Source organism: Paraburkholderia tuberum STM678 (genome assembly GCF_902833905.1).
Taxonomy (GTDB): domain Bacteria; phylum Pseudomonadota; class Gammaproteobacteria; order Burkholderiales; family Burkholderiaceae; genus Paraburkholderia; species Paraburkholderia tuberum.
Genome location: NZ_CADFGP010000075.1, coordinates 1 through 18,693, shown reverse-complemented (window position 1 = coordinate 18,693; position 18,693 = coordinate 1). Strand labels below are relative to the sequence as shown.

The following is an 18,693-nucleotide window of genomic DNA, read 5'->3' as shown; positions in this document are numbered from 1 at the left end:
CCACGCGCTTCACGACGCATCGAAACACATCGAATCTCAGGAGACACTGTAATGAAGATCAAGTCCGTACGCGCCCGAGTCTTCCAATGGAAGGGCAAGACCGTGCCGCCGCAGGGCAATTTCTGCGCGAACGCGATGGACCTGCTGTACGCGCCGCAGGAAACGATGAGCACGTTCCGTTTCCATTCGTGGACGGTCGTCGAAGTCGAGACCGACGACGGGATCGTTGGCTACGGCAACGTCGCGCTCGCACCGCAGGTCGCGAAGGTGATCATCGACCAGTACCTCGCGCCGCTCGTGATCGGCCAGGACCCGTGGGACTACGAATACCTGAACCAGCGGATGTACCGCGCGACGCACGCATGGGGCCGCAAGGGGATCGGGATGGCCGCGATCTCGGGTGTCGACATCGCGATCTGGGACATCCTCGGCAAGAGCGTCGGCAAGCCGGTCTTCAAGCTGCTCGGCGGCCGCACGAAGGAGAAGATTCCGTGCTACTACTCGAAGCTCTATCGCACCGACCTGAAGGAAATGCAGGCTGAGGCGCAGAAATTCCTCGACCAGGGCTTCCGGGCGTTCAAGATGCGCTTCGGCTACGGGCCCGCGCACGGGCAGCAGGGCGTCGTCGAGAACCTGAAGTCGGTCGCCGCGGTCCGTGAAGTGATCGGCTACGACAACGACCTGATGCTCGAGTGCTACATGGGCTGGAACCTCGAGTACGCGAAACGGATTCTGCCGAAGCTCGAGAAGTATCAGCCGCGCTGGCTGGAAGAGCCGGTGATCGCCGACGACATCGACGGCTACGCGGAGCTGAACCAGCTGACGAGCATCCCGATCTCGGGCGGCGAGCACGAGTTCACGCTGTACGGCTTCAAGCAGCTGCTCGACCGCAAGGCGGTGTCGGTGGTCCAGTACGACACGAACCGCGTCGGCGGCATCACGATGGCGCACAAGATCAACGCGCTGTGCGAAGCGTACAGCGTGCCGGTGATCCCGCATGCGGGCCAGATGCACAACTATCACCTGACGATGAGCACGCTCGCGTCGCCGATGAGCGAGTACTTCCCGATGTTCGACGTCGAGGTCGGCAACGAGCTGTTCTATTACATCTTCGACGGCGAGCCGGTCGCCGAGAACGGCTACCTGCAGCTGCGCGACGACGTGCCGGGTCTCGGCCTCACGCTGAAGACCGAGTTCCTCGACCAGTTCGAGATCGTGGAGTGATCATGAAAGCGCGTTACAAAGGCGTGTTCCCAGTCGCGCCGACGATCTTCACCGAGGACGGCGCGCTCGACCTCGACGGCCAGCGCCGCTGCCTCGATTTCATGATCGACGCGGGCTCGCAGGGGATCTGCATCCACGCGAACTATTCGGAGCAGTTCGCGCTAGGCGACGATGAGCGCGGACTGATCACGCGCACGACGCTCGAGCACGTCGCCGGCCGCGTGCCGGTGATCGTCACGACGTCGCACTTCAGCTCACGGATCTGCGCGGAACGCAATCGTCACGCGCAGGCGCTGGGCGCCGCGATGGTGATGGTGATGCCGCCATATCACGGCGCGACGTTCCGTGTGTCCGAAGCGCAGATCCAGGCGTTCTTCGAGGAAGTGACCGGCGGCCTCGACATCCCGCTGATGATCCAGGACGCGCCCGCGAGCGGCACGACACTGTCCGCTCCGTTCCTCGCAAAGCTCGCGCGCCAGATCGAGGCCTTGTCGTACTTCAAGATCGAGACCGCGGGTGCCGCGTCGAAACTGCGCGAGCTTATCGCGCTCGGCGGCGAGGCGATCGAAGGTCCGTGGGACGGCGAGGAGGGGATCACGCTGCTCGCCGATCTCGACGCGGGCGCGACCGGCGCGATGACGGGCGGCGGCTATCCGGACGGGATTCGCCAGATCACCGACGCGTACTTTGCGGGCAACCGTGACGAAGCGTGCGCGCAGTACGCGCGCTGGCTGCCGCTGATCAACTACGAGAATCGCCAGGCAGGCTTCCTGACCGCGAAGGCGCTGATGATGGAGGGCGGCGTGATCGCGTGCGACAAGGCGCGCGCGCCGTGGCCCGAGCTGCATCCGCAGGTTCGCGCTGGGCTGCTCGACGCCGCGCGCTGGCTCGATCCGCTCGTGCTGCGCTGGGGCCGCTGAGGTCCGTTAGCGCGGCACGCGTTTCGCGGTTCCATGTGCGAACCGCGTTTGCCGCGCGGACGGGCAGGCGTCCGCGCAGAGGCGGAACGCACATGCGTTCCGCGCTGGCGGCCGGCTCCGTGCCGGTTCGTCACGGCGTGACAGGCGGTCCATCAGAAGTCCGTCGCTGCCGACCACCAAAACTGGAGACACCATGACTGTGCTGACCCCGGCCAACCCGGCTTACGACACCGGCGAAGCCATTCCACGCCGCCGCTGGCTGCGCGTGATTCCGCCGCTGCTGCTCACGTGCATCATCTCTTACATGGATCGCGTGAACATCGCGTTCGCGATGCCGGGCGGGATGAACGCCGATCTCGGCATGGACGCGACGATGGCCGGTCTGGCCGGCGGGATCTTCTTCTTCGGCTACCTGTTCCTCCAGATTCCCGGCGGCAAGCGCGCGGCGCTCGGCAGCGGCAAGAAATTCATCGCGTGGTCGCTCATCAGTTGGGCCGCGCTGTCGGGGCTGACCGGTCTCGTCACGCATACGTGGGAGCTGCTGACGCTGCGCTTCCTGCTCGGCGTCGCCGAAGGCGGGATGCTGCCCGTCGTGCTGACGATGGTCAGCAACTGGTTCCCCGATCGCGAACGCGGGCGCGCGAACGCGATGGTCATCATGTTCGTGCCGCTCGCCGGGATGATCACCGCGCCGCTGTCCGGCTACATTCTCGCCGCGTACGACTGGCGCCACCTGTTCTTCAGTACGGGCGTGCTGTCGCTGCTGTTCCTGATCGTCTGGATGCTGTTCGCCGACGACGGCCCCGGGACCGCGCGCTGGGTGTCGCCGCGCGAGAAGGCGTACATCCTCGACGCGCTGCGCGAAGAGCAGGAGCGCAAGCGCGCGTCGGGCAAGCCGGACGCGGCGTCGTTCGGCGCGATGATGTGCAACCCGACGATCTGGCTGCTGATCGCGATCAACTTCTGCTACCAGGTCGGCATCTACGGCTACACGATGTGGTTGCCGACGCTGCTGAAGAACCTCACGCACACCGGGATGGGCAAGATCGGCCTGCTCGCGATGCTGCCGTACATCGCGATGATGGTCGGCATGTTCGCGACGTCGTATCTGTCCGACCGGACCGGCAAGCGCCGCCTGTTCGTGCTGCTGCCGCTCGTCGGCTTCGCCGCATGCCTCACGCTGTCGGTGCTGACGCACGAAACGATGCTCGTGTCGTTCGCGTTCCTGATCGGCTGCGGCTTCTTCCTGCAAGCGGCGGCCGGCGTGTTCTGGGCGATTCCGCCGAAGCTCTGCAGCCCTGAGACCGCCGGCAGTGCGCGCGGCCTGATTAACGCGCTCGGCAACCTCGGCGGCTTCTGCGGCCCGTACGCGGTCGGTGTGCTGACCCAGCACGTGAGCTCCGCGGCCGGCGTGTACAGCCTCGCGGTCACGCTCGCGGTGGCCGGCCTGCTCGCGCTGACGCTGCCGAAGCTCTGCGAGGACTGAGAAACCGACTGACGGTTGCGAACGCAACGAACCCACACTCGCCGCGGCACGATATGCGAGCCGCGGCGAAACCTCGAAGGACGGAGATTCACGATGAACGACATTTTGCTGCTGGTGCAGAAATGCGCCCATACCTTCAGCTTCTACGATCTCGAGACGAAAGCGGCGCTCAAGCACATCGTGCTGCCGAGCTTCCCACACGAGTTCACTGTCGACGCGGAGCGCCGCTTCGCGTACGTCGGCATCTTCGGGATCGAAACCGCGTGGACGCGCGGCCAGGACGGCGATCACCGGATCGCCGAGATCGATCTGCACGAGCGCAAACTCACGCGGATCCTCGACCTTTGGCCGTACTACCGGCCGCACGGGATGGCGAGCGACGCCGACGGGCGCCTGTATGCGATGAGCGAGGCGAGCGACATGCTGCTCGTGTTCGATCGTCCGCGCGAGCAGACGGTGCCGAACATGGCGGTGCCATCCGGCGGCGTGAAGACGCACCTCGTCACATTGACGCGCGACGCGAGCCGCGCATACGGCGTGCATCTGCTGTCGAACACGGTCACGCAGTTCGATCCGCGCGATGCGACGGTGACGCCGCGCGCGGTGATGCCGGGGCCGCGCCCCGAAGGCAACGCTCTGTCGAGCGACGAGAAGACGCTTTTCGTCGCAAACCGCGGCGACGACACGCTCGTCCCGATCGACACCGCGACGATGACCTGCGGCCGCCGCGCGAAGACGCGCAGCGATCCGAACCGCATTTACCGGACGAGTTCGGTCGACGGCCGCGACCTGCTGCTGCTGACGAATTCGGGCGAGCAGTCGATCTCGGTGTTCGACGCGGAGCGGCTCGAGGAAATCGAGCGCATCGCGTTGCCGGCGAATCCGACCGCGCTGTCGTTCCATCCGTCGCGGCCCGCCGCGTACGTGTCGTTCCAGGACGATCACGTGCGCGAACTCGACCTGACTGCGTGGCGCTTCGTCAACGAGATGCCGACGCTGCGCGAGCCGGACGCGTCCTATGTGCTCGCAGGCGGTCGCTGATCCGCGCGCGGACGACGCGGCGCTCGCGCTGCCCGATGCGATCGTCGACGCGCACCATCACTTGTGGCGCCTGAACGGCGACGTCCGCTATCCATGGTTGCAGGGCGCGTACGATCCCGAGCACTTCATCCTCGGCGATTACGCGGACCTGCGCAACGACTTCGGCGTCGACGAATTCCGGCGCGCGGCCGGCGGCGCGCCGGTCGTCGCGAGCGTGCACGTCGAGGCGGAGTGCCTGCGCGACGACGCGCTCGCGGAAACGCGCTGGCTGCATGACGTCGTGGTGCGTCATCCGATTCCGTCGGCAGTCGTCGCGTGGGTCGACCTGCTCGCCGACGATGCCGATGAGCGCCTCGCCGAGCAGGCCGCGTATCCGCTCGTGCGCGGCGTGCGCTTCAAGCCGCGCACGTCGGCGACGCCGGACGCCACGGTCGACGGCCCTGGCACGCTGAGCGACCCGCGCTGGCCGCGCGCGCTCGAACGGCTCGCCGCGCATGAGCTGCGCTGGGATCTGCGCGTGCCGTTCTGGCATCTCGACGAAACGGCCGCGCGGCTCGCCGATGCGCCGGCCGTCGACGTCGTGCTCGAACACGCGGGGCTGCCGTGGGACCGTTCGGACACAGGCCTCGCGCGCTGGCGGCGCGGGATGGAGGCGCTCGCCGAGCAGCCGCGCGTGTCGGTGAAGCTGTCCGAATTCGGGCTGCGCGACGCCGCATGGAACGACGCGGAGAATCGCCGGATCATCGGCGACGCGGTCGCGATCTTCGGCGCCGAACGCTGCATGTTCGCGAGCAACTTCCCGGTCGCCGGATTGCGGATCGCGTATCCGGCGCTGGTGCAGACGTTCGCGGCCGCGATGGCGGACCGGCAGCTGAGCGACGCGGCACGCCGCGCGATCTGGCATGACAACGCGATCCGGATCTACCGGATCGATCTCGACGAACCTCGCAAACTGGACACACAGACAGGACGATGATGCAGATCACCGGAGAGATGTTGATTGGCGGCGCCTCGGTACGCGGCGCGGAAGGGACGATGTTCGCGTTCGACCCGGCGCGCGGCACGGCGCTCGAGCTGCCGTTCGGCGCGAGCAGCGCGGACGACGTCGATCGCGCGTGCAGGCTCGCGCACGCGGCGTTCGATGCGTTCCGGGCGGCGCCGTTCGAAACGCGCGCGCGCTTTCTCGAGACGATCGCCGAGAACATTCTCGCGCTCGGCGACGCGCTGATCGAGCGCGCGCATCAGGAATCGGCACTGCCGGTCGCGCGGCTCGAAGGCGAGCGCGGGCGGACGGTCGGGCAATTGCGGCTCTTTGCGTCGCACATACGAGACGGGCGCTGGCTCGCCGCGACGATCGATTCCGCGCAGCCCGAGCGCAAGCCGCTGCCGCGTGCCGATCTGCGTCTGCAGAAGATTCCGGTCGGGCCGGTTGCGGTGTTCGGCGCGAGCAATTTCCCGCTTGCGTTCTCGGTCGCGGGCGGCGATACCGCATCCGCGTTCGCGGCCGGGTGCCCGGTCATCGTGAAGGCGCATCCCGCGCATCTCGGCACGTCGGAGCTCGTCGGGCGCGCGATCCAGCAGGCGGTGCGCGCGTGCGGGCTGCCGGAAGGCACGTTCTCGCTCGTGATCGGCGCGGGCAACGCGATCGGCGAGGCGCTCGTCGCGCATCCGGCGATCAAGGCGGTCGGCTTCACCGGCTCGCGCGGCGGCGGCCTCGCGCTGATGGACATCGCCGCGAAGCGTCGTGAGCCGATTCCGGTGTATGCGGAGATGAGCAGCATCAATCCATTCTTTGTGCTGCCGGGCGCGCTCGCGAAGCGCGGCGCGGAGATCGCGCGCGGGTTCGTCGATTCGCTGACGCTCGGCGTCGGGCAGTTCTGCACGAATCCGGGCCTCGTTGTCGTGCTCGACGGGCCAGATACGCAGGTGTTCGTCGATGCGGCTGCGCAGGCGCTCGGGCAGAAGGGCGCGCAGACGATGCTGACCGCTGGCATTGCAGCCGCGTATGCGAACGGCATCGCCGAGCGTGCGGCGGGCGCGAACGTGTGTGCGCTCGCGCGCGGCGCCGACACGGACGCGAAAAGCGCCGCGTGCCCGGCGTTGTTCGCGACGACGCAGCAAGCGTTCGTGTCGGACCCGCAACTCGAGGACGAGATCTTCGGGCCGACGTCGCTGATCGTGATCTGCAGGAACGTCGACGAAATGATCGCGCTCGCGGAGCACGTCGGAGGGCAGCTCACGGCGACGCTGCACGTCGAGGCGGACGACGTCGCGCTCGCGCGGCGCCTGCTGCCGACGCTCGAACGCAAGGCGGGACGGATTCTCGCGAACGGCTATCCGACCGGCGTCGAGGTGTCGCATGCGATGGTGCATGGCGGGCCGTTCCCGGCGACGTCCGATCCGCGCATGACATCGGTCGGCGCGATGGCGATCGAGCGTTTTCTGCGGCCGGTTTGCTATCAGGATCTACCTGCGGAACTGCTGCCGCCCGCGCTGCAAGACGACAACCCGCTCGATCTCTGGCGGGTGCGCGACGGCCGGCTCGGCCACGGCTAACCTGGCACACGATGAATCGCGGATCGCGCCGCATGCGCGCGCGATCCGCGCGTCGCGGCGTGAGCGCGGGATTTTGTCCTGCGGCCTCGCCCGCGCGTCGTCGACTATGATGAGTGCCTGCCAATCGACCATCGTCGAACCTCCCGCCCATGCCGACGTCGAAGCCCACTCCGTTGGTGCCGGCGCCGAGCTTCACGTCCTGACTGACCGCTGTACGCTCCAGACCTGCCGTATGCTTGCGACGGCTGGGACCGTCCGCACCGGGTCGACTTCGGCCGACCGCGTCGGGTCGGCTGTGGCCTTTGGTGGATGGTCGCGTAGCCCACGTCGGCGCAGTCCTATCGCCGACCGCCACCGCAGTTCAATCGGCATGCGTCCGTCGAAGAAGAGTATCCGGCGTATGCTAGAAAAGATTCATGCAATGACCGCTCTTAAGACGGTATGGCAAGAAACCACGGAACTGGTGGGCAGGTTGAACCGCTCGCTACGAGGCTGGGCGAACTACTTCAACGTAGGAACGGACAGACGCGCGTATCGCGCGCTCGACAGCCACACCGCTGCGCGGTTGCGTCTGCGTCGGTGGTTACGCAACAAGTACAAGGTTCGACGTCGCAGGGGCGGGACTTATCCATCCCAGCACCGCTACGAGCACTTCGCTCTCGTGCGTCTGACTGGTCCCTGGTTGTGAACCTGCCGCCAGACGAAAGAGGCGGCAACAGACAAATCGAACCTACCGCTACCGCGCCACGTCTCGATACCGACATGCGACGGATGGCTCGGCCAAACGCAAACAGATTGCGGCGCTAACCTTACTCGTCACACAAGCCCAAGGCCGTTAAGCGCCCTCCTACTAACAACAATCGGGATTGAAACTGGCATCGGGCGCGCCCGGGGAACCGCGGCTGCTTGCTTTCGACGGGCACGCGGGACATGCACGCGGAAACCCACTCAGCGATAGTTAATCGCCCACGCGAAAGGGCTGCTAATCCCATTGGTCAGATACAGGGAGATCCCTGGTTGAACCCGGTCGGTCATTTGCCTAGTATTTTAACATCATACGTATGATGTAGAGGCAAAACATGGAAACGCTTCATCGGCAGGTCCTGAACCAGATGGGCGAACAGATCTGTTCAGGCAAGTTCGCGCCGGGCGACATCCTTCCGGCTGAGCCCGTGCTCGCCGAGCAAATGCAGGTCAGTCGCATCACGATTCGCGAGACGATGAAGTCGCTGTCGGCGAAAGGCATGCTCCAGGTGCGCCGCCGTTACGGCACGATCGTGCTGCCGCGTTCGCAATGGCAACTGTTCGACCCGGACGTGATCACGTGGCGCGCGCGGGCGGGGGCGGTTGACGCCGGCCTGATCCAGGACCTGATGGAGTTGCGCCTCATCATCGAACCGAACGCAGCCAAACTCGCCGCCCGGCGCGCGACCGAAGAAGACCGCGTTGCCGTGCGTCGCGCTTTCAAGGCGATGGAACGCGCAGTCGCTGGCCATGGCGAATATGTTCCCGCCGATCTCGCCTTTCACGGCGCAATCCTGAGCGCCTGCCATAACCAGTTTGTCCAGCAGATGCAAAACGCGCTGTCGGCGATTCTGCGGACGAGCTTTGAACTCAGCTCCGAAATCGCCGGTGGTCCGGCGCGTTCGCTGCCGATGCATGAAGCTCTTTGCGTGGCGATCGAAAGGGGCGATGAAGCGGCCGCGGAGGCCGCGGTACTGACGCTGATCGAGCGCGCGGAGAAGGACTTCGAAGACCGCGACAAGCTCAGGCAAACCGCCAACGACCGGCCCGTCTGACGCTTCCTGTTTTCACCATCATCGCGACGCAAGCCCTGTCGCGAGGGGCGCCATTACGCCTCGTTTTTGAACACTGGGAAAGGAACAACGCATGAATCAGCTATTCAATTTGAGCGGGCGCACGGCGCTCGTCACGGGTTCGGCCCGCGGCATCGGCTTTGCGCTTGCCGAGGGACTCGCAACCGCAGGCGCGCGCGTGATCCTTAACGGCACACGCGCCGATACGGTCGCCGACGCGGTCAGCCGGCTGGATGCGAAGGGCTTCAGCGCGCAAGGCCGAGCCTTCGACGTGACGGACGAACAGGCCGTAGCCGATGCGTTCGCCCAATGGGACAAAGACGGCGTGAAGATCGACATCGTCATCAATAACGCCGGCATCCAGTTTCGCAAGCCGCTGGTCGAGCTCGAACTGTCGGACTGGCAGCGCGTGATCGACACCAACCTGACCAGTGCCTTCATCGTATCGAAGCAGGCGGCACAACGGATGATCGCGCGCGGCACGGGCGGCAAGATCGTCAACATCGGCTCGCTCACCAGTGAGGCCGCTCGCGCGACGGTGGGCGCATACACCGCGGCGAAGGGCGGCATCAAGATGCTGACCCGCGCGATGAGCGCCGAGTGGGCCGCATCGAACATCCAGGCGAACGCGATCGGTCCCGGCTACATCCTGACCGATATGAATCAGGCCCTCGTCGAGAACGCCGCCTTCGATGCCTGGGTCAAGAACAGCAACCCGTCGCAACGCTGGGGCAGACCGGAAGAACTCGTCGGCACGGCGGTGTTTCTTGCGTCGCCCGCATCGAGCTACGTCAACGGCCAGATCATCTATGTCGACGGAGGCTGGCTGGCCGTGCTTTGAAAGCAACTCACGAGGGGTCTATCACAACTAGAAGAACGGCACGATCCCCGCTCATCACACAGTGTGTGCCGTCTTTCGCGGCACCGATCGGAGACATCATGGAAAGCGTCAAACCCGTAGCAACCCAGAGATGGTGGTATCTGATGCCTATCATCTTCATCACTTACAGCCTCGCCTATCTCGATCGTGCGAACTACGGTTTCGCCGCGGCCACCGGAATCGACAAGGACCTCGGCATCACGCACGGCATGTCGTCGCTGATCGGCTCACTGTTTTTTCTCGGCTACTGTCTGTTTCAGGTGCCCGGCGCGATCTACGCGCAGCGCAACAGCGTCAAGAAACTGATTTTCTTCAGCCTGATCCTGTGGGGCCTCTGTGCCGCAGCGACGGGCATGGTCAGCAACATTCCAATGCTGATGGTGCTGCGTTTTGTGCTCGGCGTCGTGGAGGCCGCAGTGATGCCGTCGATGCTGATGTATATCAGCCGGTGGTTCACGCGAACAGAACGTTCGCGCGCCAACACGTTCCTGATTCTCGGCAACCCTGTGACGGTGCTGTGGATGTCGGTGGTGTCCGGCTATCTGGTGCACAGCTTCGGCTGGCGCGAGATGTTCGTGATTGAAGGCATACCTGCGCTGGCGTGGGCCGTCGTGTGGTGGTTCACGGTCAAGGACAAGCCGGCTGACGCGCCCTGGATGAGCGAAGCAGAAAAGACCGAACTGCAGGCGCGCCTGAAGGCCGAACAGGCCGACATTGCGCCGGTGCGCGACTACAAGACCGCATTCCGCTCATCGATCGTGCTGAAATGCTGTGCGATCCACGCGCTGTGGAGCGTGGGTGTGTACGGTTTCATCATGTGGCTGCCGTCGATTCTCAAGACGGCTTCGACGATCGATATCGTGTCGGTCGGCTGGCTTGCCGCCGTTCCGTATCTCGCTGCGATCATCCTGATGCTGCTCGCATCATGGCTGTCCGACAAGACCCGCAACCGCAAGCTGTTCGTCTGGCCGCCGCTGCTGATCGGGACGATTGCATTCGTGGGTTCGTACATGATCGGCAGCTCGCACTTCTGGACCTCGTTTGCGTTGCTGGTCGTGGCAGGTGCAACGATGTATGCACCGTATGGACCCTTCTTCGCGCTCGTTCCCGAACTCATCCCGAGCAACGTGCTGGGCGGCGCGATCGGACTCATCAACTCATGCGGCGCAATGGGCGCGTTTCTCGGCTCCTGGATCGTCGGCTATCTGAACGGTGCGACGGGTAGCCCGGCGGCGTCGTACATGTTCATGGCGGGCGCGCTGCTCTGCTCTGTGATTCTGATGATCACCGTGCCTGAGCACTCCGGTCAGCGCTCGAAGCAGGAAGGGCGCCTCGCAGTGAGCCGCTGATAAACCGCCACGCCACGACTCAACATTTGCAATGGCAGGAACAACATGACAACGCTGATCACCGATGTAAAGGTCATCCTGACCGCGCCGGAAGGCATCAACCTGATCGTCGTCAAGGTGGAGACCAATCAGGCTGGACTGTATGGGCTCGGTTGCGCGACGTTTGCGTATCGGCATGTAGCGGTCAAATGTCTGGTCGAGGAGTATTTGCGACCGCTTCTGATCGGCAGGGACGCCGAGGCGATTGAGGAGCTGTGGCAACTGATGCACCAGAACGCGTACTGGCGCAACGGCCCCATCGAGAACAATGCGATCTCGGGCATCGACATGGCTTTATGGGACATCAAGGGCAAAATGGCGGGCATGCCGCTCTATCAACTCTTCGGCGGCAAGTGCAGGGAAGGGGTGCCCATCTATCGCCATGCGGACGGGCGTGATCTCAACGAGTTGTGCGAGAACATCCAGAAGTATCGGGAGCAGGGCATCACGCACATTCGCTGTCAAAGCGGCGGCTACGGCGGAGGCGGCTATGGCAAGGCGCCATTGGGCGCGCCGGCGCGCGCGCCTGAGGGCGTGTATCTCGACAGCAGGAAGTACATGCGCGAGACCCTCAAACTCTTCGACGGCATTCGCAGCAAGGTCGGCTTCGACGTCGAGTTGTGTCACGACGTGCATGAGCGGCTCAAACCTGTCGAAGCGATCCGCTTCGCGTGCGAGCTCGAGCAATACGAGCTGTTCTTCCTTGAAGATGCGATTGCGCTAGAAGAGGGCGAATGGATACGGCAACTGCGCACAAAGACGACGACACCTCTCGCTCAGGGCGAACTCTTCAACAACCCGTATGAATGGCGCTTCATGATCACTGAGCGCCTGATCGACTTTATACGCGTTCACCTGAGCCAGATCGGCGGGATTACTGCCGGACGCAAGCTGCAGATATTCGCCGAACAATTTGGCGTGAGGACAGCCTGGCATGGTCCGGGCGATATGTCGCCGATGGCTCACGCGGCGAACATTCATATCGATCTCGCTGCGCGCAATTTCGGGGTTCAGGAATGGTCGGGCACCGAGCCGCCCAACTTTGTCATCCAAGCCCTGAAGGGTCCGCGGGCGGCATTGCTGGACGTCTTCCCAGGCTTGCCCGAGTTCCGCAACGGGCACGTGTATGCGAACGACAAACCCGGTCTCGGAGTCGATATCGACGAAGCTGAAGCGACAAAGTACCCGTGTGAAAACACCGTGACGACCTGGACCCAAACCCGGTTGAAAGACGGCACCTTGCAGACGCCTTGATTGAGAGCAAGCGCCGGGCGTATTCGTTGTCTGAACGGCTTGGGCATGCTTTACGTCGCAAGCTGGCTATCCTTGGTGGCCTCGGATATACCGATAATGGGAAATCGTAGTAGGCATCGGGGCCACCGATACAGTTCGGGTCATTGGTCGACTTCCGGATTCGGCAGACATCGGCCAGGAACGGCCGATCGAGATGCCGCGCGGGATGGCGGGAGTGCGGCGACGATCAGCCGTTCGCGTTCCAGTACTTACTGCGACCGCAGCGTCCCGCCTACGCGTATCACGAAGGGATTTTTCATGCCATGCTGCATTCGTGACCCATATTCCGGGACTGCTCGACGGGCTTGATTCGCATGATCGCCACATATGCCAGGCTGGTCGGTAGGCCGCGCCTGATCTTCCAGCTGAAGTCAGTCTCAACCGCCACTTCAATGTCGAACTCGTTGATTGCCGTCCAACTTCGCTCGCACCATTTTGCGCACTGTCGGCGATTCGACTCACGCAACCTCCATTCGGTTGACGTGCCACAGATCGATAACGGGTGCACGAGGCTATATGCGGCCCGGTGCCGCGAGGCCATCTCCGGTCTGAGGCTCCTCAATGTCAGTGGCGGGTCCAGTCCCACCAGTCGTGGTGGTCAAGGTTCCGGAGGAGCTGTCGCCGGCGCTGCTCGCGCCGATAGTGGCCGGCCACGAGCATTGATGCGATCACCAGCACAGACGAACCCATCACAATGCCTACCCATGAGTCGCTCATTTCGCTCTCCTCCGCGGTTGCCGTTACCGACCCAGGCGATCTACCGGAGCCCGTCCATCCAGGCCGCAGGCTTCCATCGCCATCCCTGTTGTGCGGTGAACCGGCTGCAGACCAGTTCACCTCCGTCGCCCGGCTGCAAGCCGGGTGGTTCACTGCAGGTGCTGGCCGCCATTGATCGCGATGTTGGCGCCGGTCACGAAAGCCGCCTCACGCGAGCACAGGTACAGAACCAGCGCAGCCACTTCATCCGGCTGCCCGAGGCGGCCGACCGGAATCTGCGGAATGATCCTGCTGTCCAGAATGTCCTGGGGCACTGCTGTGACCATTTTCGTGGCGATATAGCCGGGCGAGATCGTGTTGACCGTGACGCCTTTCTTCGCCACTTCGAGCGCCAGTGATTTCGTGAAGCCGTGCATGCCCGCTTTGGCGGCCGCATAGTTCGTCTGACCGAAACCGCCCTTGTTGCCAATGATCGACGACACGTTGATGATGCGGCCCCAGCCTCGTTCAACCATGCTGTCGCACCACGGCTTCGTCATGTTGAACACCGAGTCGAGATTGGTGCGGATCACCGCATCCCAATTGACTTTGTCGAGTTTCCTGAAGCCCGCATCCCGTGTGATGCCGGCGTTATTGATCAGGATGTCGACTGGGCCGACTTCTGCCTTGATCCGCTCGGCGCATCGTTGGCACGAGTCGTAGTCGGCGACATCGACGGCATACGCGCGGAACTGCCGCCCGTCGGCTTCCATGCGGGCCAGCCAGCTGTCCGCACCGGTATTCTGCGGCGAGCAGGTGACCACGACTGCATAGCCGGCATCGTGCTGTCTGATGCTGATCGCTTCACCGAGTCCGCCCATTCCGCCTGTGACCAGGGCAACCTGTTTCGTCATCTCACCTGTCTCCGGTAAAAGGAGGAGTTCTTCGCTCACGCGGAACGGCGATGCTCGCCTGATGGCCGTCCAGATGCGCCAACATCAACAGGATTCCTTTGTATGACGCAACTGATTGGACTGACTGACGCGGGCGCCGGGCCCGCTTCGGACACTATCGCCTGGTGCCCGCCGACGCTTGCTCGGCAGTGCGCCGGGCAGTCTTCGATGCAGCGGTCGCAACGGCGTCAAAGCTGCTTCCGGCGACCTGCACCGCCTGGTGACTGGTTTTCTGCAGGGATTCGACCAGCGCATGGGTGGCGCCCATCGCCGACTTCCATCCGGAGATGGCAGCTTCGGAACCGGCCGGTGCGCTTCTGGCAACATCCTCGACAAGCGTTTGCACCCGGCGGTGGTACGCCTCGTATTGCGTCTGCGCGACCTGCGCGAATTCGCCCTGGGTGGCTGACATGATCTCGAATAGCTGCCGGCTGTACGACTGCACTTTTTCCGCCGTCGGCGCAACGAGAGCGGCTTGCAGCGCGAGCCCCTCCTGCGGATCCTTGACGGAGAACACTTTCAGCGCGTTCTGCCGGGTTTCGGCCAGCGTCGACTGGATCGTTTTCAGATTCAGTTCGGCCAGCTTTTCAATCCCCTCGACTACCTTTGTGGCCAGCCCGTAAGCGGTATCAAGGTTGGCCTTCCGGGATGCTGCAATCTGCTCCGGGGTCGATAGGTTCATCGCGAAACTCCTGAGGCGACCTGGCACCTTTCCGATCAATCGGATAGCAATGAGGTGCGCGGCGGTCATGTGGACGGACTGGCGGAAAACACGAGCGCAATGCGGACTGCGCCTTGCACGCGTCAGGACAATTAATAGTAGTACTTATCGTACTATTGAGGACCCGCTTATTCCGATGATAAGGAACTGCATTGCTTGCCCCGTGGAGGTGGGCGCTGGATTTTATAGGGCGGACAATGATCCGCTAACGAAAGTCATTAGCCGAACCGCGTGACAGCTTTGAGTATGGAAACGCCGTCGCTGGTTATCTGGGGGCGTTGCTGGCCGGATGGAAGTGTTTCGAGTGCGACGAGTTGGTGTTCGAGCAAAATATCCAGCTCCGCACGATCCAGCCCGAGTTGATCGGGCGCGTCCTTGATCAGCATCAAGGTTGCGAACTCATGGGGGCTCAGCATCTTTGTCTCCTGTTGATAGTGTCAATTTGCCGGAAAGCTCAACCGTTCTCGCGCGACGACCAGAATCGTGTCTCCCGAAATGCGACTTTCACGCATGATTCACGCTAACCGGATGCCGACTGCGCGCCCGGGAGATCATCTTAATGTGTCCCCATCGGCACGATCAATATGTGGGATTTAACATTTTTCTTACAATTGCATTCGAACGGTGGGCCGCCACCTGCACGCATGTGGGCGTGCGCCCCCGCCGGTAAAGGCGTTCGAAGATTTTCAGACGTATGGTTCGACGGCTTGTCGCACGATCGTTCAGGAGGGTAAACGACAGCTCAGTTTGTCTGATAATAGTAGGCACCCCAAATCTGAATTGCAACGTGTTTCCCGCATAACGTACGTCCGTGTCGAGGCGCTTCCGCATTTCGTGGGGCAAGTTGCTGTAGCGCCCAGGCGTCACCAGTCGCCCGTCTGGAGCATCGACACGAACGTTATGATTGCGACCAGAGGCATGCGCGGAGAGGCTCGATCGACAAACCCGGCGTCGACTACCGGCGTCTCATGTTGCGCCGAAAGCCGCCATCCATTAGCTCAAGCTTAATGGCCCTTGTGGGTCGCTATGCAGAGGTTTACATCATAGCGTTATACAGAAGTCATTAGCCGAGCCCTTCGCGGAGCGCGCGTAGCGTGTCAGCGGCAGCGAGTACCTGATCGAGCCCTCGCCAGATGGTCTTGGCGCCCGGCTCACCGTCACTCTTTCGGCCGAGGAAACCACCGATTTGCGCAATCAGCCGCACGACCTCATTCACAGTGGGCGGCGTCGCCGGCATCTTCTTTTTTGCCAGCAGATGGGCGCCACGAATTTCGTCCGGATCGAAGAACAAGGCGGCATCCAGATCCGGGCAGGTTCGGCCTTTGCGCATCAGATACGTCACGCGCCAAGCCACCACCAGGAACAAGGCCAGCGCGCGCTCAATCCGGTCGACAGCGGCCAATTGCAGGGTCTCGACTTCGCAGCCATTCTTGAGGACATGGAAATAGATTTCGATTTCCCATCTCGCCCGGTACCAATTGATCAGTTCGACCGCTTCTTCCTGGGTTGCGACGGCTCGGTTGGTCAGCAAACGCCACTCAATCGGCTTGATGCCAGCGGGCGCCCTGACTTCGCGTGCGATTACGCAGTGAACCTTGATCTTGCCGCGCTCGCCGTCCGCGATCTCGACTTCGCGAGCCCACAGTTGCTGGCGCACGGTGCGACTCTTCTGAGTCTCGCGGGCGCCGGTCACGAAGGTGATTTCACCCAAGGGCTCAGCGCTGGTTGTACTCGCCCACAGCCTGGCGCCGTCGCCGCCGGGCAAACAGCGGTCATGTTTGGCGCGCACCAGCCAGTCCCCCGGCGTGCCCAGCTCGCTGGCCCGGCGCATCATTTGCACCATGTCGGCCTCGCGGTCGGCCACGTACACCAGTCGCGTGTGCGGCATGTCCGGCGCCATTTCCGCCACGCGCTCGTAGCCTTCGACCCAGCGTGTGCTTTCTTTCGGACCAGGACGAACGCCATCGGCATCAAGCTCCTCACGCGCCCACATCCACGCGTCGAGCACGCCCAGCGGTTCGCGTTCGGTCGTCACCGCATAGGTGGGGTGCAAGTACAGCCCGCGCCTTGCTTCGTAGTTCAACGGCCCCAGCCCGTCGATGTCCTGGCCGTTGAAATCAAGCTCGGTCGTGTCCTGGATGCACAGCACCACCGACTGGCTGCGCATGCGTTCCTGCGTGCTCGCCCAATGCGGCTCCAGTATGGCTTCCCAGGCCACATCCGTATTGCGCAAAAAACGGTACGCTGCGCACGTCTCGCTCCAGCTATCGCACGCCCGCGGGATACTGGCCGTCGGATTGGCCGCAAGTCGTTCCATCAATTTCTTTGCCCTCCTGTCCAGGCGGGCGTCGCCAAGGTCCAGCCCCGCAAATTCCTGCTCGATCCACTGCTGTGCAGCCTTCGTCACGCGCCCGCCCAAATTGCAAGAGTAGACGCGATTCGGCCAAAGTTTACAAGCCCAGCCTCCAAGTCATTGAATGTAAACGGCTTGCTGGCGCGGGCGGCGCGGACAACGAAATGTGTATAACGCTATGGCAAGAGGTAGGGCGTTATCCCTAATGATCTGTTCAAATACCAGTACCCGGCAAACCTTAAGTTGAGTATTATTCTCTTCTGCTTCTCTTTCGACGCTATATTCAATCCCGGCAAGTATCCATTCGCTGCCGAAATCGACGAAAACTCCTCCCCCTGAGACTCCCATGATGTCGTCTTGAGTCGGAAATTCTTCGCAAAAAATACTAAACTCATATTCGTCTGCGCGCTTGATTTCGCCATCAAAAAAACGCGTTGCGTCCTCACCAACAAATTTCGATCGAGTCGATGGAAAACCGCCTAAAGTTATTTCTTGCTTGCGGCCAAGCGACTGGCAATCAAGGAGGAGAGGCTTCGGCGCCACTCCCTTCAAAACGATCACAGCAGCATCCCGATCCTGATGGGGAAAGCACAAATCCGACTTTACCTTGCCTAGTTCGACGCCGTTGCGATCGGTAATCGTGTTTTCATTTGCGGAAAGATTGTGCTTGGCTGTAAAAACGTAGCAAAACTCGTCTGTCATGGCGGGAACGAGGATGCCACTTCCCTGATTAACGCGAACAAGATTGTCTTCGAAGTCGCTGTAGTTCATTTGGCTACGGTCGCCCCACTCTGGGCGCTCAAAAGAGCGCAATAATTCTCGAGTTCGTCGGAGTGAAATATTTTTTTCAACAACTCCGGGTAATTGAAAGTAATTTTACTCGATGGACAGTATTTTAATATCCGAGCAATTGTCTGTTTGTCTGGTAGCTGATTTGAGCCGTTGGTAGAAATAATGAAGTTCTGGACTTCGACAAGCGAAAGGAATTCGGGGCAAGTGTTTCCTTTGCTCCCATGATGCGATAGCTTGCATATATCGACGGCCAGTCGATTGCTTTCGGAATACCCAAGAGCGCGAAGACTGTCGGAGACGGTTTGTGATAGAGCGTCGCCGAGCAGTAGTGCGGTCCCCACTTCGGACTTTATGAGGAACGCGATGGAGCTTGCATTGGGGATAGAAGTGTCAGCAGAAAATTCATCGTCTTTCTGCAATTGCTCCAACGTTTCGTGATAGTCGTTGCCTTTATTGGATGGGCGGTTTCAAAGGTGAAGCGCAACAGCGGGTTAATGAACGGAAGCTGAAGTTATCGAAGCGGTTGCGAGCATACGTTCGAACACCTCGAATGGCGAATGAAATACATGCGTA

18 protein-coding genes are annotated in these 18,693 nt (G+C 62.3%); 11 read left to right on the top strand and 7 right to left on the bottom strand.

Annotation, left to right across the window (positions count from 1 at the left end):
• Nucleotides 1-51: 51 nt before the first annotated feature.
• The 11 genes from HWY30_RS36170 to HWY30_RS36120 all read left to right on the top strand — a co-directional run bounded on the left by HWY30_RS36170 (nt 52) and on the right by HWY30_RS36120 (nt 12,566).
• Nucleotides 52-1,224, top strand: a complete 1,173-nt coding sequence (locus tag HWY30_RS36170; protein WP_090812113.1) for an L-rhamnonate dehydratase — start codon at nt 52-54, stop codon at nt 1,222-1,224.
• 2 nt (nt 1,225-1,226) lie between these two features.
• On the top strand, nt 1,227-2,144 hold the full coding sequence (locus HWY30_RS36165; RefSeq protein ID WP_090812114.1) for a dihydrodipicolinate synthase family protein: 918 nt from the start codon (nt 1,227-1,229) through the stop codon (nt 2,142-2,144).
• A gap of 193 nt (nt 2,145-2,337) precedes the next feature.
• A complete protein-coding gene (locus HWY30_RS36160) occupies nt 2,338-3,630 on the top strand; it encodes an MFS transporter (RefSeq protein WP_090812115.1) in 1,293 nt (430 codons plus the stop codon).
• 93 nt (nt 3,631-3,723) lie between these two features.
• Nucleotides 3,724-4,671: a YncE family protein gene (locus HWY30_RS36155; protein WP_090812116.1), complete on the top strand. Its 948-nt coding sequence runs from the start codon at nt 3,724-3,726 to the stop codon at nt 4,669-4,671.
• Nucleotides 4,649-5,647, top strand: coding sequence for an amidohydrolase family protein (locus HWY30_RS36150; RefSeq protein WP_090812117.1), 999 nt, complete (start codon nt 4,649-4,651; stop codon nt 5,645-5,647). The genes HWY30_RS36155 and HWY30_RS36150 overlap by 23 nt, the downstream gene beginning before the upstream one ends.
• The gene (locus HWY30_RS36145; RefSeq protein ID WP_090812581.1) at nt 5,647-7,227 is read left to right on the top strand and encodes an aldehyde dehydrogenase (NADP(+)); all 1,581 of its coding nucleotides are present in this window, start codon (nt 5,647-5,649) and stop codon (nt 7,225-7,227) included. Before HWY30_RS36150 ends, HWY30_RS36145 begins: the two co-directional genes overlap by 1 nt.
• A gap of 106 nt (nt 7,228-7,333) precedes the next feature.
• On the top strand, nt 7,334-7,915 hold the full coding sequence (locus tag HWY30_RS42790) for a group II intron maturase-specific domain-containing protein (protein WP_341809957.1): 582 nt from the start codon (nt 7,334-7,336) through the stop codon (nt 7,913-7,915).
• Nucleotides 7,916-8,306: 391 nt separating this feature from the next.
• Nucleotides 8,307-9,026, top strand: coding sequence for a FadR/GntR family transcriptional regulator (locus tag HWY30_RS36135; RefSeq protein ID WP_090812118.1), 720 nt, complete (start codon nt 8,307-8,309; stop codon nt 9,024-9,026).
• Nucleotides 9,027-9,117: 91 nt separating this feature from the next.
• Nucleotides 9,118-9,885, top strand: a complete 768-nt coding sequence (locus HWY30_RS36130) for an SDR family oxidoreductase (RefSeq protein WP_090812119.1) — start codon at nt 9,118-9,120, stop codon at nt 9,883-9,885.
• A 98-nt stretch (nt 9,886-9,983) separates the two neighbouring features.
• On the top strand, nt 9,984-11,273 hold the full coding sequence (locus HWY30_RS36125) for an MFS transporter (RefSeq protein WP_090812120.1): 1,290 nt from the start codon (nt 9,984-9,986) through the stop codon (nt 11,271-11,273).
• 45 nt (nt 11,274-11,318) lie between these two features.
• A complete protein-coding gene (locus HWY30_RS36120) occupies nt 11,319-12,566 on the top strand; it encodes an enolase C-terminal domain-like protein (RefSeq protein ID WP_090812121.1) in 1,248 nt (415 codons plus the stop codon).
• Between the two features lie 603 nt (nt 12,567-13,169).
• Here the strand turns inward: HWY30_RS36120 and HWY30_RS36115 are convergent.
• From HWY30_RS36115 to HWY30_RS36085, 7 genes are all read right to left on the bottom strand, one after another.
• A complete protein-coding gene (locus HWY30_RS36115) occupies nt 13,170-13,322 on the bottom strand; it encodes a hypothetical protein (protein WP_167368824.1) in 153 nt (50 codons plus the stop codon).
• 149 nt (nt 13,323-13,471) lie between these two features.
• Nucleotides 13,472-14,215 carry an acetoacetyl-CoA reductase gene (phbB, locus tag HWY30_RS36110; protein WP_090812123.1) on the bottom strand — a complete coding sequence of 248 codons (744 nt, stop codon included), beginning with the start codon at nt 14,213-14,215 and terminating at the stop codon, nt 13,472-13,474.
• A 154-nt stretch (nt 14,216-14,369) separates the two neighbouring features.
• Nucleotides 14,370-14,936, bottom strand: coding sequence for a TIGR01841 family phasin (gene phaP, locus HWY30_RS36105; RefSeq protein ID WP_090812582.1), 567 nt, complete (start codon nt 14,934-14,936; stop codon nt 14,370-14,372).
• Nucleotides 14,937-15,193: 257 nt separating this feature from the next.
• Entirely contained in the window at nt 15,194-15,391 is a 198-nt protein-coding gene (locus HWY30_RS36100; protein ID WP_090812124.1) for a hypothetical protein, read from the bottom strand.
• 647 nt (nt 15,392-16,038) lie between these two features.
• On the bottom strand, nt 16,039-17,382 hold the full coding sequence (locus HWY30_RS36095; protein WP_425199424.1) for an IS4 family transposase: 1,344 nt from the start codon (nt 17,380-17,382) through the stop codon (nt 16,039-16,041).
• A 63-nt stretch (nt 17,383-17,445) separates the two neighbouring features.
• Nucleotides 17,446-18,099, bottom strand: coding sequence for a hypothetical protein (locus HWY30_RS36090; protein WP_090812125.1), 654 nt, complete (start codon nt 18,097-18,099; stop codon nt 17,446-17,448).
• The gene (locus HWY30_RS36085; protein WP_143037324.1) at nt 18,096-18,539 is read right to left on the bottom strand and encodes a ComEC/Rec2 family competence protein; all 444 of its coding nucleotides are present in this window, start codon (nt 18,537-18,539) and stop codon (nt 18,096-18,098) included. Before HWY30_RS36085 ends, HWY30_RS36090 begins: the two co-directional genes overlap by 4 nt.
• Nucleotides 18,540-18,693: the final 154 nt, after the last annotated feature.